The sequence below is a fragment of the Streptomyces sp. NBC_01571 genome (assembly GCF_026339875.1).
Lineage (GTDB): Bacteria > Actinomycetota > Actinomycetes > Streptomycetales > Streptomycetaceae > Streptomyces.
Window position 1 is genome coordinate 4,737,235 of the sequence record NZ_JAPEPZ010000001.1, and the last position, 15,948, is coordinate 4,753,182.

Consider the following 15,948-nt stretch of genomic DNA (forward strand, 5'->3'; position numbering starts at 1 on the left):
CGTTTTCGGTCAAAGGCGCGGGGAAGGCTGTGCGGACCCCTCTGCGCGGACGACCGGGGCCCCTTCTGGACGAACTCCGTTATACGGACTCCTCGGTGAGCGCTCCTTCGCGGGCGTTCTCTCCGCGCTGCCGCGTCTTCCGGACCCACCGGCTCAGCCGTACGGCCGACTCGCGCGCCATGGAGACGGCCTTGCCGAGTTCCCTGTCGAGGAAGACGAGGTCACAGGCGATCATCGTCAGGGCGAAGCCGGTCAGCCCCATGCACACCGCGATGGCGAGGTGGAAGCTGATCGACATCGCGGCGGCCCAGGGACGCAGCGCCGGGACCAGCACGCCCATGGGGAAGTAGACGAGGAAGAAGACGGTGACGTACGTCCCGGCCACGACCAGGAAGTCGTTGCCGTAGACCAGGTTCGAGACGCCGGGCAGCGAGAACTCCGGAACCCGGAGCACGTAGAACAAGGCGGTCCCGTCCTGCCACATCTGCCCCTGCACCTTGTACAGGCCGCTGACGACGTACACCAGGCACATCTGGGCGGCCACGGCCACGACACCGAGATTGTGCAGCGGCGTGGTCAGCGAGCCCAGCTGCGCCGGCACGCGCCGGGCGAGTCTGTCCGCGAGGCCGGAGGACAGGGAGAACCGGTCGTAGCAGCGTGTGGCGAGGAGCATGAGAATGACCAGGTAGGCGAGGTTGTCGCCGCCGTCGAGCAGGACCGGCTGGCGCTCGTAGAGGGACCACAGGAGCACCCAGTGGCAGGCGAGTACGGCCCTGCCGCCGATGCCCAGGGTCACCATCAGGGCGGCGAGCAGGCCCAGATGGAAGACCAGTTGGAACCATGCCTCCGAGGAACTCCAGGCGTACAGGCTGAAGGAACCGCCCTCGTGCACCTGTGCGACGAATTCACGCCACGGCAGAACGGCGGTGGGCCCGAAGAGGTAATCCCGGTCGGCGTACTGACTGACGTAGAACATCAGCCCGACGAACCCCAGCAGGGCACGGGTTCCGGACACCCCGACGACGCCGAGCGGTACCGAACTCCACCTGTCGACAGCGGAGATGAGCTTTTTCACCCCGCCGCCTCCGCATTCCGCCACTTGAGGTCTTCGAAGCTGGTCTTTCCTTTGGCGAAGGAATCCTTGCGCTGCGACCACGAGGGCAGTTCGTGCACGTACATGCGCACCTGCACACGAGAAGGCGCCGAGCCCTCACAGACCTCCGGCAACTGGGACTGCGCATACCGCGCCAGGAAGTTCTCCGCGTCGTTCCGGGACGCCTTCTCGTCCGGAAGGAGAGGAACCGGCCGCTTCTTCTTCTCCATTTCCTTGTTCCGCAAGCGCGCCAGAACCGGATCCGGAGTGGCCATCTGAGTGATGGTCCCGCTGACGAGCCGGTCCATACGAGACGGAAAGAACCGGTCGTGTTGAACCCTGGCCACATAGGGCCGGGTGACGTCATAGAAGCCGGTGACCCGGCCGTCTCCGCACTTGGCCCGCGCGACAATGCCGCGGTCGTCCGACAAGGGGTCCGGAGCGAAAAGCATCCAGTTCTGCGACAGATAGGGCTCCGTCACGGAATTGATCTCGTCGTAGTAGCGCAGCTTGACGGGGTTCAGCGGCGCCTGGGTCAGTGCGGCGGCGGCGAGGTAGGTGCCCAGGAGGGCGGCCCCGGAAACGAGGACCGCCCTCCTGAGCATGACGTGCTCGGTCACTTGTCGAAGACCGTCTCGGCCGCCTTGGCACCGCCGACGCCTCCGGTGGGCTTCAGATGAGTCCCGAAGACGTCGTTGGCCACCTGGCCGAGCCCCTTCGCCACATGCGGGCAGGCCGCGCGGCCGTGCACCACGGCCTTGCCCAGCAGGCTGCCGAAGCCGGCGGGCGTCCTCGCGGCGCCCGGCTGGACGGCCGCCGGAGCGGCGTGCACCTGCGGCGCGGCGGCCTGCGCGGTTCCCTGCACGCTCAGCACGGCCGCGACACCGGCCGTGGCGATACCCGCGACGGCGAACAGCTTTTTCATCTTCTCTCCTTGCACCTGCCGAATTTCGGGCAGATTTATCCGAGGGACAGAAGAGGGATGGAATGCCGACAGCACGGAAGTGTGCTGCCCAAATTTCCCCCTGTTGACCACGAGGACACTTTCGGCATGTGGTCAGCACGCCGTGTCCTCGTTGGCTTGAATACTTCCACACCGAGAGCCGATGTTTCTCGCCAGTAACAACGGCGCGACCGAAAACGATCACCCGCGGGGCGAGGCGTGACCAAATTGGTCAAAAAATGAACTTTTACCTCATGGTCAATTCAGAACAAATAAGGACAACAGCTGGGGTGGTTCATGGCGATCAGGGGTGGATGCCCCCAGGGCGTCCAGCGGAAGGGTTGGCCGAAAACACGCGGGCTCGGCGTGAGCGGATCCGGCTGGCGGCCGCCCGTTTGACCGAGGCCGGGGGACCAGGGCGACGCCGGTGCAAAGCGCGTCGGCTACGCCGCACGCGCGGCCGGTCGGCTGTGCGTGCGGGTTCTCGAAGGGGCCGGTGAGCGCCCCGACTCGTCCCGGTTCAGACGCGGTCGGTGGACGGTCCCGAGGGCTTCGGTCTCACGAGGGGCTGCCGGGGCGGACCGTGAGGTGCCGGAATCCTGACGCAAAGTGACCGCACCGGACCCGTCGACGGACCCGATGCCGCCGGTGCCCGCGCCTGCCGTTCCGTACCCGAACCAGAGCGTGCCCCCGGCGACGGCCGGCGAGTCGGGATGCGTGCCCGCGCCCGTGCCGTGACGAGCCGACTGGGTCAGGTTCTCCGTACTGATCGCCGCGATCACCGCGGTCGGCCGTGCGGGACCTCGCTGTCACCCGGTCGCGACGCTGAGGGCCGGTCCCGCGATGGTCATGCTGCCGCTGAGCCGGGCGACCTGTGAGACGGTCACGTTCTCGAAGGTGATGGTGCGGGTGGGCACGGCGGGGTGGGAGAGCCACGGGGGCAGTGCGTCGGGGGTGACGGTGACGCTGCGGTCCGCCGGGAGCGGAGCGCCGCCCAGTCCGACGAGCGTCCCGTACAGCTTCCGGGTGTAGAGGGTCACCACGTCCTTGCCCTTGAACGTGGAGGTGGTCGCGGGCTTGGCCCGCAGACGCATCGCCGCGCGGCCGCGGCCCGCCGTCAGGTCGAGGTCGCCGAAGTCCAGCGACCGTGCGGTGAACTTCAGCAGCCGCTCGGACCCGGCGGCGGTCCTGACGATGACCACGCCGCGGAAGGCGCTCCCGTGGAGCACGAGTCTGTCGGCACGCAGCACCCAGGGGACATTGGCCGGATGGTCCGGTGGTCGGGCGACCGGCGTGCCGGCCCCTGCCGGCTGTCCTGACGTACGGATGCCGCCAGGGGCGAGCAACGCCTTCGAGGCCGCTGGTGTGGCGAGTTGCAGGACCAAGGACAGGGCGGCCACTGTCAGCGCGCAGGCGAGGGACCGCAGCAGTTGGCCGGTCGAGGGGCCCTTCGCCGCACCGGTCGGACGGCAGGGGTCCGGCGCCGGCCCGCTCGCAGCGCAGCCGGACAGGGCGGACGCACGGTCGGACACGGCGGCTGCACGGCCGGTCAGCGTGTCACTCGCCACCGTGGTCCTCGCCCACGGGGACGGGGGTCGGCGCACTGTTCGCCGCGGGCTGCGACTCGGCTGCGCCCGCCGGAGGAATCCAGGCACAGGCCAGGGATCCGCCGGTCAGGCCGCAGACCAACCCGATGAGAAGACCCCCGAAATTGGCGACGGGAAACGAGATGAGGGCAAGCAGAATGACCGTGATCCCTGCGAATACGCGCATCTGCTGCTGGAACCAGAGGGAGACGGCGAGGGTCACGAGGAGAACCCCGATGATCAGCGACCCCGCGCCGGCCGAGGTCGACAGTGCCAGCGGGATGGCGCCGAAGTTCAGGTGTGCGTACGGAAAGTAGATGATGGGCAAGCCCGCCGCGAAGGTGAACAGCCCGGCCCAGAAGGGGCGTTCGCCACGCCAGGTCCTGAATCGTCGTCGGGCGTCGGTGGCGGCGACGCGCACGTTCTCGCGTCTGCCGCTGCGTGGGAAGAACACGTGAGCTCTCCGTGATGTCCGGCGGGCGGGAGTACGTGGCGGGCGGGCAGGCAGTGTGCGTGTTGTGTGCCGCTGGATCAGAAGCACTCGTGGTGGCCCTGCCTGAGTCGCACATCGAGGCCCGGAACGTTGAACGTGGCGGCCGAGACCGCGACCGTGGTGAAGTGCACGTCCCTCAGAAGCGCCGAATCCGCCTGCTGGGCAAAGCCGTTGGGATCGAAGAACCGGGAGTTCCTGTCTCCCCGGCTGATCGGGCCCTTGCTGACCGCTCCCGCCGCCACACCGATGTCGAGGTCGTTGAAATTCGCCTGCCCGCTCGACACGGATGTCGCGTCGAGGAACAGGTCCCTCGCCTCGATGCGGCTGCGTTGGCCGCCGGTGATCCTCAGTGTGTACGGGCCCAGGACCGGGATCGGGACCACCACGGACTGGCACAGCCCGCTGATCTCCGCACGGCGGGCTCCGGTGACCACGACCGGCACGAGGGTGCCCTCCCTGGTCACGTCCACCGTGCCGTAGATGCTCAGACCGTGCGCGTCCAGGGTGTCCAGGGCCACCTGGAACTTCTGGCCCGAGATGAGGAACGACGCGGCCAGTGCTCCTTGGGCCATACCGACACCGAGGGCCGCCGCGGCCACCACACTCGGGACGAGGACGCGGGCGAAGCGCTTCCAGGAGGTCCTGCCGGCGCGGTGCAGCATCCCGTCTCCTCCGGTCAGACGTGAGCTCGCCGATGCCAGACAGGGGTAGGCGACGTCTCTCTAGTGGCGGATCCTAGGCTTCCCGGCGCGGCAGCCGACGGCACCTCAGGTCGGCCGGACGGGTGAGTCGGTTTCCGTTGCGCCATCCGGTTGACACCCGGTGCAGTGGCGCCGCCGAGGTCTCGCCGGTCTCGCCAGGGGCACCCGAAGTTCCTTGACGATCAACCGGGCATTCCACGATTGTTCTGTCCATGTCGCTCCCGGAGGGGGTGAAAGGGAGGAAACCGTGAGTGCCGCACCGACTGACGCATGCATGACCGCCGCGCTGACGAAGGAATCGGGTTCCCGCCCTGGCCGGCACCTGATGAAGCCGCCCCCGCGGGCCGTCGGCCTGTCGGCCCTGGTACTGGTACTGGTGTCGGCCTGTTCCGGCGGCGCTCACCCCCGGGCGACCGCCGCGCACACGGTGACACCGCCGCCGGAGAGAACGACGACGAGGACCGGCGGGACCGCCGGTGCGACCGCCGGCGCGACTCCTTCTCCGGTGCAGACTCCGAAGAGCCCGGACCGCCTTCCCGACCCGGTGCGCTCCCCGATCCCTGTGGGGTCGAAAATCCTGTACACGCGGTCGGGTCACGGTGCGGGCGGTGTCACCCTTCCCGCGTCAGCCGGGAGAGCCTCATCCGTCACGGTGGCGTGGACCTGCGCCGGCCCCTCCGAGTTCGACATCACCGCCGCCGGGAAGCCCCTCGCCGGGTCTCGGTGCGGGGACGGCACCGGCGTGTTCACCGCCGAAGTTCCGCACGCCCATATGCGCGAACTGGCATGGAAGTTCTCAGCTGCCCCTTCGGTGGTCTGGCGGATCGTCGTCACCCAGCCACCCGGGACGCAGAAATGAGCGCGCCGACTCCACCGCGCCGGCCGTCGCCGCGACCAGGGAGTGGAGCCGGACGCGCCTGTCCCGGCGTTGCGGCGGCGGCCGGGGCAGCCGGTCCGGGCTAGAGGAGGCCGAGGTCGCCGAGTTCCTTGTGCAGGTCCGCACGAGGGTTGTCGGCCGCCGTCCGCGGGGCGCGGCGGGAGGTTCCCCCGGTGGCGCCACCTGAGCGGGCGGGCGGGAGGGACCGTGGGCGCCGGTCCCGGAAGAGCCAGGCTCCGAGCAGACCGCCGACCAGACCCCCGAGGTGGCCGAGCCAGCTCACCCCGGGTGTCCCGGGTACGGCAACGGTGAGCAGGTAGGCGAAGGAGGCCGCCATGACGATGCCGATCAGCGTGTCGATCAGGTGCCGGTCGAAGATCCCGCGGACCACGACGTAGCCGAAGTACCCGAAGATCAGGCCGCTGGCGCCCACCGTGTCGACGCCGCCCCGTTCGAAGAACCACACCATGAGTCCGCTGGTCACCGCAACGAGCAGGCTCAGCCCGAGGAAGCGGACGACACCTCGGTACGCCGCGAGGAACCCGAACACGAACAGGGGCCCGGAGTTGCTCTCGATGTGTGCCCAACTCCAGTGGAGGAAGGGAGCGCTGAGGATGTCGGGCAACGCCCCGAGGTCGCCCGGGACAACCCCGTAGTCCCGTGAAAGGGCGTAGTGGTCCGCCGAGTTGGCCAACTGCACCAGCCAGACGACCACCAGGAACGCGAACATGACGAAGAACGCCTTGCGCGCCTCCGCGACCATCTGCTCGGGGTCGACCGGCCCTCCGCCCGCCCGCTCCTGATCCGGTCTGCCGCCCATGGCGCGTTCCCCTCCCCCGGCGGATCCGTATCCGCGTCACCGCGAACTCTACGAAGTCCCGGCGGGACCGCCCAGGGGGAGGCGGGGTGCGGAGTACGGGGGGGGGGAGGGGTGCGGGGCCGCGGGGTACGGGCTGGTCCTGGTCCGCGCTCCTACGGAAGGGGCTTCGCCTGGTGCGGCGTCGACTCCGGCGCGGCTCCGGCGACGCTCCCCCGGTCGCCCGACCCCGACCCCGACCCCGCTCCCGCTCCCGCTCCCGCTCCCGCTCCCGACAGCGTGACCGCCGCCGTCACGGCGATCGACGCCGTCGCCATCACCGTCATCGCCGCGCCGGGCGAGGTCAGTTGGGCGACCGAGCCCGCCAGGGCCGCGCTCGCGCCCTGCAGGGTCAGCATCCCGGAGGAGTGCAGCCCGAGGGCGTGGCCGCCGAGTTCCTCGGGTGTCAGCGCCATCAGCCGTTCCTGCTGGATCAGGCTCGACCCGAAGCCGATGGAGGCGACGGCCGCGCAGGCCGCGGAGACCGCGATGCCCGGGTGGAGGGCGAAGAGGAGGTACGGCGCGGCCAGGAGCACGAGGAACGGGACACCCAGCCGTGCCCGGACGCGCGGTGCGAGGAGACGGCCGGTGGTCACGTCGCCCACCAGCATGCCGAAGGCCGCCGAGGCGAAGAGGACACCCGCGTGCTCGGGGGCGTACGAGACGAAGAGGGACTCGCAGCCGACGATCAGACCGTTGGGGATCCAGAGGAGCAGATAGACGGTGCGGCGGGGACCGTACGACCACAGGAGGGCGTTCGTGCGCCAGGTCCGGGCGACCGACGGGCGGCCGGAGGCACGGGGCGCGCGGCGCGTCAGGCCGAGGCGGGTGCCGGCCGCCGCCGCCAGGTACAGCGCCGCCGCCGTCAGGAGTCCGACGCGGGGGGACACGGCGGCCACCAGGACGCCGCCTGCCGCGTACCCCGTGACCTGGGTGATCCCGCTCATCATGTTGAAGACGGAGCGGCCCAGCAGATAGCCGTCCCTGGGGAGGATCTCGTTCAGCAGGCCCCAGCGGACTCCGCCGCCCAGGGAGGCGATCAGGCCGAGCGCGAAGAGGATGCCGAAGATCGCGGCCACCGGGAGGCCCGGCAGCGCCACCGCCGCCGTACCGAACGCGAAGGCGAGGGCGATGCCCGTCGTCGTCGCGCGCGGCGGCAGCCGGTCCGCCGCGGACAGGAGCGTGGTCGCGCCGAGCACCTGGGCCAGGGACGGCCCGAACATGCTCAGGGCGGAGAGCAGGGGCGAGTCCGTCGCCCGGTAGACCAGGGTGCCCAGGGCCAGGCCGCCCACCGTCGAGGCCGCTCCCTGGAGCGCGGACGTCAGGAAGAGGGGGGTGAACTCCGGGGTGCGGAAGAGGTCGGAGTAGCTGCGCATGCGCGCAGTCTCGGGCGGGGTACGAGGCTGTCGGTATTGTTTCGCGGGGTGGCGAAAGCAAGGGGAGTACGGGGCGGCCCGGCGAGGAGGGTCGCCGAGCTGGACGGCCCGCCGGCACGTCCGGGGACCAGCAGGTATGCGGAACCGGAGGGGTGCGGGGGCGGCCGCATGGGCAGGAGCAGGCCCGGAGGGACAGGTCCGGGACGGGAACATGCCCGGGGACAGGCCCAGGGACAGGAAACGCCGGGGACAGGAAACGCCCGGGGCCGGAGCGGACGCCGGGACGGTTGCGGCGGAAGGGACAGGGTGCGGACATGGGGTGGTGGCAGGTCAATGCCGACACCCTCGCCGGCAGCCGTTTCGTGCTCTCGCCGCTCGCCGAGACCTTCGCCAGCCTGAAGGTGCTGCAGTCGGGCACGGCCGCGCACCCCGGCGAACGGGCCTGGCTCGACGCCCATCTGCCCGCGTACCGCCGTCGGCTTGCCGAGGATCCGGTCACCGCGCTGCTCATCCGGTCCGGGCTCGGCCGGGAGTGGATCGCGGACTTCCTGACGCCCACGCCACGGGGCGAGGCCGGCTTCGAGGAGGAGGTCGCACGGGTCAGGGAGGTGCCGGCCGCGGACGCCCGCGCCCACCTCGCCGTCGCTCTGCGCGGGCCGCTCCCCGACGCCCTGCACCGCGACGATCTGCCGGAGCGTGCCGCGGATCTCCTCACCGACGTCTGGACCGAGACCGTACGCCCCTACTGGGCCCGGCGTCGGCGCGTTCTGGAGGCCGACGTCGTCGCCCGCAGCGCACAGCTCAGCCAGGGTGGCTGGGCGGCCGCCCTGGACGCGCTGCGGCCCGGAATGCGCTGGCTCGGCGACAACCGGCTGCAGGTCAACCCTCACGAGTATCCGCCGCGCGAGATCTCGGGTGCCGAGCTGTACTTCGTACCCGTCACACCGCAGAGTCACGGCTGGGTGTCGTGGGAGGAGCCGCACCGGTACGCGGTGGTCTACCCGTGCGTCGGGGCGCTCGCCCACGCCGGACCCGAGGCCGTGCCGGCGAGCCTGGGCGCGCTGCTCGGTCCCGCCCGCGCCGGTGTCCTCGTCCTCCTCGGCTCTCCGCTGAGCACGACCCAGCTGGTGGCGCTGACCGGGCAGGGGCTGGGTTCGGTCGGCCGGCATCTGAGGGTGCTGCTGGACGCCCGGCTGATCCAGCGGCGGCGGGCCGGGCGGTCGGTGCTGTACTCCCGTACGGCCGCCGGCGAGGTGCTCGTGAAGGCTCAGGGCGGCTGAGTCCGGTGGCCGTACCGGGCGGAGTTAGCATCCGGTCATGACTACTGACAACTCTGTGTTCGACGTCCGGATCGATTCTCTGCAGGGCGGCTCCGCGGATCTCGGGCAGTACCGCGGCAAGACCGTGCTCATCGTGAACGTGGCCTCCAAGTGCGGGCTGACCCCGCAGTACGCGGGCCTCGAGCGGCTGCAGGAGCGGTACGCCGCCCAGGGCTTCACCGTGCTCGGTGTGCCCTGCAACCAGTTCATGGGGCAGGAGCCCGGTACCTCCGAGGAGATCGCCGAGTTCTGCTCCGCGACGTACGGGGTGACCTTCCCGATGACCGAGAAGGTCGAGGTGAACGGGGACGCGCGGCACGAGCTGTACCAGCGGCTGGTGGACAGTGCCGACGGTGAGGGCCACACCGGTGACATCCGCTGGAACTTCGAGAAGTTCCTGATCGGGCCGGCTGGGGATGTGGTGGCGCGGTTCTCGCCGCAGGTCGAGCCGGAGTCGGTGGAGGTCGTGGCGGCGGTGGAGAAGTCGCTCGCGTAGTTCGCGGCTCGGCTCGGGTCTCGCTTTCGGTGCCGGGGCCGGTGCCGGTGCCGTGCGGCTTTCGACTCCGCTTTCGATTCCGGTTCCGGTTCCGTATCCGTTCCGCGGGGTTTGACCTTGCCCCTGGGGCAGGGACCACTGTTCCTCGTCACCGGGCGGGCCTCGCCCGGTGACGGAGGATGGGCTCGTGCATCAGGAACTGCTCACGATCGGCGCGTTCGCCGCCCGCGCGCGGCTCTCGCCGAAGGCACTTCGGCTGTACGACCGGCTCGGACTGCTCGCTCCGGCATACGTCGACGAGCTCAGCGGCTACCGCTACTACCGCGCCGACCAGGTCGAACGCGCCCGTTTGGTCGCGCTACTGCGCCGGCTCAACATGCCGCTCGCGCGGATCGCGGAGGTGGTGGAGGCCGACGGGACCGACGGTGCCGCTCTGCTCGCCGCGTACTGGGCGGAGGCCGAGTCGCGGTTCGCATCGCAGCGGACGCTCGCCGAGTACCTCCGTGGACGGCTGTCGGGAAGGAGCTCCGAGATGTACGGGAAGTTCGTGGTCGAGACAGTGGACGTACCGGAGCGGGTGGTGCTGACGGAGACGCGGCACACGCTCGCGGATGAGCTGCCGGTGTGGATCCCCGCCTCGCTCGGGCGGCTGGAGGAGGGGGCGCGGGAGTGCGGGGGGACGACCGGGGCGCCCTTCGTCGTCTACTACGCCGAGGTCAGCATGGAGAGCGACGGGCCTGCCGAGTCGTGCGTGCCCGTCGCCGACGGGGACGCCGCGCGGGTCTGGGCCGAGCGGTGGGGGCGGGGTTCCGGGGTGGGGGTGCGGGTCGAACCGGCGCGGCGGTTGGCGTATGCGCGGATCGCCAAGGCGCAGGTGGCTCATCCGCAGATCGTGGCGGCGTTCGAGGCGGTGGAGGCGTGGGTTCGGGAGCGGGGGCTCTCGGTCGACGGGCCCTGTCGGGAGGTGTACTTCGGGGACTGGGATGCGGCGGGGCCGGAGGACGCGGTGTGCGATGTGGCGTTTCCGGTGACGTGACCCTCCGGGGGCGGGCGGAATTCCTCGGCCCCGCCGCCCCTACCCGACCTCTCCCGTACCTGGGGGCTCCGCCCCCGGACCCCCGCCTCGCCCGAAGGGCTCGTCCTCAGACGCCGGACGGGCTGAAAGACATGACCCCGGGCGTCGGAAATACGCGACCCCGGGCGTCGGCCTTCCAGCACCCTTTCGGCGCGGGCCCGCATCTCCAGCCCGTCCGGCGCTTGAGGACGAGGCCGTCCGGGCCGAACGGGGGTCTGGGGGCGGAGCCCCCAGGGGTCAGCGGAGTTCCTCCGGGCACGGGGTGCCCCTGGGGAGCTGATAGGGCGCCGCCAGGCGATACGTGCCGGGGCCCGGCGCCAGGAGTTCCGTCCATTTGTCGCCGGAGGCGTTCTCCTGGGTCTCCATCAGGCAGCCGTTGAGGTTGTCGTACGTCTTCGGGGCGCCCCCGGCCCGGTGCTTGGACTTCTCCGTCTCCTGCGGCGGCTTCACGCTCTTGCCCCCGGCGTCGACGAGGCCCAGCCACGGCGAGTACGGCACGCGGATGAGAACGCGGCCGGCCTTCTTCACCTCGATGGTCAGCTCGCCCTGCTCGGCACGGTCGACGACGGCCGGCGGGTCGGCGAGCGGCGTCGGATCGGTCACGGCGAAGAGCTGCCAGTTCGCGTCGCCCCAGATCTGCCGGAGATAGGGCATGCCGCGCTGGACCAGCTGACGTTCGCGTTCACCGCCGTTGCCGTCCGGCTCCCCCTTGGGCAGCACCACGTAGTGGACGGCCCAGCGCTGGAGCCACTCGTGGTAATTCGCCGAGTTGAGCGTGTCGTCGTAGAAGAGCGGGTTGCGCTCCATGTCGGCCTGCCGGTTCCAGCCGCGGGCGAGGTTCACGTACGGCGCGAGCGCGGACGCCTCGCGGTGGGAGCGGGCCGGGACGACCTCGACGCGGCCCTTCTCGGCACCGACGACCTGGAGCTGGTTCACGAGCGGGGCGAGCTCCCGCGCCCACGACGCCGCCGGTGTCGTGTGCACGATGTCGTCGACGGACTTGAAACCGATCCACCCGGTGAATCCGACGAAGGCGATGAGGGTGACGTACCACTTGCGCGTCCTCGGCACGGTGAAGGGAAGGGCCGCCAGCAGCGCCACCCCGGCGAACAGCATCGCCAGCCGGGTGATGTTGGAGCCGATCTGCGAGCTGATCAGCCAGACGAGGAGGACACCGAGGCCGTACACCGCCGACGTGATCCGTACCGTCTTCCACTCCTTGGGCACGAGCGCGAAGACCAGCACGGAGTAGATCAGCGGCAGCGAGGCCGAGCCCACGGACATCGGCTGGGTCCCGGAGAACGGGAACAGCCAGGCCGAGGCGGCCACCACGAGTGTCGGCGCGATCCCGAGCGCGTACGCCCCCGGGCGCCGCTTCTGGAGGAAGAGGGCCGCCGCGACCAGGCCCACGAACAGCCCGGCCACGGGTGACGCGGCGGTGGCGAGCGCGGCGAGGGGCGCCGCGCACAGGGCCTTCGCCCAGCGTTTGTGGCGCCAGCGGTAGGGCCAGCAGAAGACGACGGCGGCCGCGGCGAGCGCGAACACCATGCCCAGGCCGTACGTGACGCGGCCCGACGCCGCGTTGCACAGCAGCGCGAAGACCCCCGCGAACGCGGGCCACAGCGGCTTGCGCACGGCACGGCTGCGGATCAGGATCATCGTCAGCAGCCCGGCGGAGAGCGTCCCCGCGATCATCATGGTGGTCCGGACGCCGAGCACGGACATCAGATACGGCGACACCACGCTGTACGACACCGGGTGCATACCGCCGTACCAGGCGAGGTTGTACGCGGAGTCCGGATGCCGTCCGACGAACTCCGCCCAGGCGTCCTGCGCCGCGAGATCCCCGCCGCTGTTCGCGAACGAGAAGAACCACGCGAGGTGGAGCAGCCCGGCCAGCACGGTGACGACTGCGACGGGGTGCCGGTCCAGGAAGCCCTTCAGGCGGGCGGCACGGGTCCCGGGCTCCTCGTCGACGCTGTTCGGTCCGTCGACACCGTTCGGTCCATCAGCGCCGTTCGGTCCGTCGGAGTCGGCGGGACGTGCGGGTAGCCGTATTCGCGAACCCGCTCCGGGGCCCGGATCGGCGTCGTCGGCGTGTGTCGGCTCCGCTGTCGCCACTGCAAGGCACTCCTGTGTCCCGTTTTCCTCGCGCTCGCCCCGGGACCCGCGGCCCGCGACCTGCCCCGATCTCGCGACGCTAGCACGCACCCCGCCGGGGAGCGCCCGGGTGGGGCGCCCCCGACGGGGTGCGGCACGTTCGCGCTGCGCTCACCGCGCGTTCAGGTGGTGTTCCGGGGCACGCTCGCGGCGCACGGTGACGCACCGCCGTGAGCACGCCCCGCAGGAACATCCGCTCAGCTCACGCGGGTCAGCTTGGCGCCGAAGCCCGGTTCGGCGAGGTCCTTCTGGAGCGCGACGGGGATCTTGACGGCGTCGCTCGTACCGTCGCCGACCGTCAGCACCCCGACGGTCTCGCCCGCCTTGCCCGTGTGCGGGACCGCCTGTCCGCCCTCACCGATCGATAGCTTCGTCTTCAGACCGGGCCAGCCGACCGCCGTCATGTTCTTGGTGGCGACGACCGGGGTCCGGCCGCCGAGCTGGTCGTCCACGTACCCGACGACGTCGCCCTTCTTCACCACCGTGGCGGAGGTCAGGCCCCTCTGGACCTTGTCGATCAGCTTCTGGCTGTTGGTGAGGGCGAGCTGGAGGCTGTCCCAGACCTTGCCGGTCCCGGCGTTCTGGCCGAGGACCGCGCCGTAGATCGTCTGCTGCTTGCCGTTCACCGTCTTGGTGGCGGCCCACACCAGGTTGCCGCCGGCGGGGGTCGACGAGCCGGTCTTCAGGCCGATCACACCGACCTGCTTCACCAGCAGGTCGTTGTTGTTGTAGATCTTGCTGTCGAGGCCGGGGATCTGGGCGCTGGCCATCCCGACGATGCCGCGGAACACGTCGTTCTGCATGACCTCCTTGGCCAGCTTGAGCTGGTCGGTCGCGGTGCTCACCGTCGTCTTCTGGAGACCGCTCGGGTCCGTGTACGTCGAGTTCGTCATGCCGAGCTTCTTGGCGGCGGCGTTCATCTTGGCGACGAAGGACTTGCTGTCGGAGTCCCAACGGGCGAGCAGCCGCGCCGCGTTGTTGCCGGACGGGATCATCAGCATCTGGAGCATCTCGCGCTCCGTGAACTGCTGCCCCTTCGACATGGCGGCCGTCGACTCGTCCGGCAGCTTCGACTCGTCCTCGGCCTGCTGGTCGACGGTGATCTTCTCGCCTCCCTCGTTCCCCTTCAGAGGGTGCTCCTGGAGGATCACGTACGCCGTCATGATCTTGGCGACGCTCGCGATGGGGGCGGGTGCCTGCTTGCCGTCCGTGCCGAGGCTGCCGACGCCCTCGACCTCTATGGCCGACTGTCCCCGGCCCGGCCAGGGCAGGTCGAGGGCGCCGCCCTCGAAGGTGTACGTGGCGTTGGCGGTGAGCCCGAGAGACGCGCTCGGCAGGGGACGTACGGCCTGCGCGATCGCGAAGATCACCACGAGCAGCAGGACCAGCGGGGTCCAGATCTTGACGCGGCGCACCAGTGTGCGCACCGGAGTCTGCGGAGGCGGCGGCGTGTTCGTCAGCTCGGCGAGCAGGTCGAGCGGCGGCTTCGGCGGAAGCGGCTGCTGGGTGGTGCGCTCGGGGCCGACCTGGGGCATCGCGGTGGTGGCGTCGGCGGGGGTCACCCGCGGCTTCGCCGGTGCCGGTTCGTCCAGGGGCCTGAGGGCGACGAATTTGCTGGTGCGTTCGGCCTCGGCCTCGGTCTTCGACTTCGGCTTCGGCTCGCCCTCGGGCTTCGCTCCGGTCTTCGGCTCGGGCTTCGATCCCGGCTTCGACACGGGCTTGTCCGTCGGCGTTCCGGTGGATCTGGCGGCGGACTCGGCGACGGGCTTGTCCGTGGCCGCCTTCGCGTCCGCCTTCGCGCCAGGCCTCGCGTCGCCCAGCTTGAGCATGGTGGTGGGCTGGTCCACGGCCGGGCGCCGCGGTGCCTTGAAGACGGCGGTGGGCTGGTCGACGGGGGACTCCGAGGGCACGGAGCCCGAGGGCGTCGCCGATCCCCCGGCGTCCTTCGGGTCCTCGGAGTCGTCCCGCGAGTCCTTGGACGAGTCCTTCGGGGCATCCTTCGGGCTCGGCTCCACGTCCGACCTGGAGCCGAACTTGCCGTCCTCGACCGGGCCGCCATCGGAACGGGAGTCGTCACCGGACCCGGAGTCGGCCTCGGTTTCGGTTTCGGTCTCGGTTTCGGCGTCGGCGGTCTTCGTCCCGGCCGCGGCCTTCACTTCGCCGGCGGCCGCGGGCTCGGCGTCCTTCTTCGGCCCGGCGCCGGCGTCCACATCCGTGTCCGCCTCGGCTCCGTCGGCCACCGCACGATCGCCCTCGCCCTCGCCCTCGGCATCGGCAGCGGCATCGGCATCGTTGTCGTCCGCGGACTCCTCAGCCGACGCTCCGTCAGTCGCGTCGCCGGCATCCCCGGCATCTCCGGCGTTCCCGGCCGCCGCGTCGGCGTGCTCCTCGGCTCCGGCCCCCGCCTCCGCGTCCTCAGCGGCCGTCCCCGAGTCCTCCGCAGCCGTCTCCGCGCCCTTCGTGGCCGAGGTGGACTCCTCCGCCTCCTCGGCGCCCGCAGCCCCGCTCCCGGCCTCCTGCGGAACCTTCGGCTCCTCCTCGTCCGCGCCCGACACCCACGCGGCCACCGCGGCCCGCAGCCGGGCGTCCCCGCCGGAACCCTTCTCGCCGGACCCGCCGGAACTCTCCTCCTCGGACCCGCCGGAGGCCTTCTCCCCGGACCCCGCGGAAACCTTCTCCCCGGTTCCGGCGGAACCTTCCGCCAGGGCCCGCGTCGAGAACACCGCCGTGGCCTGATCCACCCGCACGGTGGCGGCCCGCTCGCGGGCCACCGCCAGCCGGGGGTCCGCCGACGCGGCCGCGGCGGACCGGACCGGCCCCGGAACCGCGGCGGGGGTCCCCGACGTCGCTTCTGCCGACGACGCCGACGACTCGTGCTGCTTCGACCTGTCGGGGGACTCGCCCGCCACCGATGCCTCCTCCGTGCGCCACCCACCGGGCGCCCAACGACCCATGAAACCCTTGACCCGCTGC

General features: G+C 71.0%; 14 protein-coding genes. 4 read left to right on the plus strand and 10 right to left on the minus strand.

From position 1 onward, the window contains the following. Window positions 1-79: 79 nt before the first annotated feature. From OHB41_RS21320 to OHB41_RS21345, 6 genes are all read right to left on the minus strand, one after another. Entirely contained in the window at window positions 80-1,075 is a 996-nt protein-coding gene (locus OHB41_RS21320) for an HTTM domain-containing protein (RefSeq protein ID WP_266699820.1), read from the minus strand. Continuing rightward, window positions 1,072-1,713, minus strand: a complete 642-nt coding sequence (locus tag OHB41_RS21325; protein ID WP_266699821.1) for a DUF5819 family protein — start codon at window positions 1,711-1,713, stop codon at window positions 1,072-1,074. Before OHB41_RS21325 ends, OHB41_RS21320 begins: the two co-directional genes overlap by 4 nt. After that, on the minus strand, window positions 1,710-2,018 hold the full coding sequence (locus OHB41_RS21330; RefSeq protein ID WP_266699822.1) for a hypothetical protein: 309 nt from the start codon (window positions 2,016-2,018) through the stop codon (window positions 1,710-1,712). Before OHB41_RS21330 ends, OHB41_RS21325 begins: the two co-directional genes overlap by 4 nt. 827 nt (window positions 2,019-2,845) lie before the next feature. Continuing rightward, a complete protein-coding gene (locus tag OHB41_RS21335) occupies window positions 2,846-3,604 on the minus strand; it encodes a hypothetical protein (protein ID WP_266699823.1) in 759 nt (252 codons plus the stop codon). Next, entirely contained in the window at window positions 3,594-4,043 is a 450-nt protein-coding gene (locus tag OHB41_RS21340; RefSeq protein ID WP_266699824.1) for a DUF6114 domain-containing protein, read from the minus strand. Before OHB41_RS21340 ends, OHB41_RS21335 begins: the two co-directional genes overlap by 11 nt. A gap of 110 nt (window positions 4,044-4,153) precedes the next feature. Continuing rightward, window positions 4,154-4,777 (minus strand): DUF6230 family protein, encoded by a 624-nt coding sequence (locus OHB41_RS21345; protein WP_266699825.1) that lies wholly within the window; start codon window positions 4,775-4,777, stop codon window positions 4,154-4,156. A gap of 691 nt (window positions 4,778-5,468) precedes the next feature. Here OHB41_RS21345 and OHB41_RS21350 point away from each other — a divergent pair. Further along, on the plus strand, window positions 5,469-5,675 hold the full coding sequence (locus OHB41_RS21350; RefSeq protein WP_266699826.1) for a hypothetical protein: 207 nt from the start codon (window positions 5,469-5,471) through the stop codon (window positions 5,673-5,675). Between the two features lie 100 nt (window positions 5,676-5,775). On the opposite strand, the gene OHB41_RS21355 is transcribed toward OHB41_RS21350, so the two are convergent. After that, on the minus strand, window positions 5,776-6,513 hold the full coding sequence (locus OHB41_RS21355) for a rhomboid family intramembrane serine protease (protein WP_266699827.1): 738 nt from the start codon (window positions 6,511-6,513) through the stop codon (window positions 5,776-5,778). A gap of 152 nt (window positions 6,514-6,665) precedes the next feature. Beyond that, a complete protein-coding gene (locus OHB41_RS21360; RefSeq protein ID WP_266699828.1) occupies window positions 6,666-7,925 on the minus strand; it encodes an MFS transporter in 1,260 nt (419 codons plus the stop codon). Between the two features lie 314 nt (window positions 7,926-8,239). Between OHB41_RS21360 and OHB41_RS21365 the strand changes: the two genes are divergently transcribed. From OHB41_RS21365 to OHB41_RS21375, 3 genes are all read left to right on the plus strand, one after another. Continuing rightward, window positions 8,240-9,205 (plus strand): ArsR/SmtB family transcription factor, encoded by a 966-nt coding sequence (locus tag OHB41_RS21365; protein WP_266699829.1) that lies wholly within the window; start codon window positions 8,240-8,242, stop codon window positions 9,203-9,205. A 37-nt stretch (window positions 9,206-9,242) separates the two neighbouring features. Beyond that, window positions 9,243-9,740, plus strand: coding sequence for a glutathione peroxidase (locus OHB41_RS21370; RefSeq protein ID WP_266699830.1), 498 nt, complete (start codon window positions 9,243-9,245; stop codon window positions 9,738-9,740). A 187-nt stretch (window positions 9,741-9,927) separates the two neighbouring features. Continuing rightward, window positions 9,928-10,776, plus strand: a complete 849-nt coding sequence (locus OHB41_RS21375) for a MerR family transcriptional regulator (protein ID WP_526024945.1) — start codon at window positions 9,928-9,930, stop codon at window positions 10,774-10,776. 276 nt (window positions 10,777-11,052) lie between these two features. On the opposite strand, the gene OHB41_RS21380 is transcribed toward OHB41_RS21375, so the two are convergent. Together OHB41_RS21380 and OHB41_RS21385 are read right to left on the minus strand one after the other, a co-directional pair. Continuing rightward, the gene (locus tag OHB41_RS21380; RefSeq protein ID WP_266699832.1) at window positions 11,053-12,936 is read right to left on the minus strand and encodes a DUF8823 domain-containing protein; all 1,884 of its coding nucleotides are present in this window, start codon (window positions 12,934-12,936) and stop codon (window positions 11,053-11,055) included. Between the two features lie 236 nt (window positions 12,937-13,172). After that, window positions 13,173-15,884 (minus strand): D-alanyl-D-alanine carboxypeptidase family protein, encoded by a 2,712-nt coding sequence (locus OHB41_RS21385; protein ID WP_266699833.1) that lies wholly within the window; start codon window positions 15,882-15,884, stop codon window positions 13,173-13,175. Window positions 15,885-15,948: the final 64 nt, after the last annotated feature.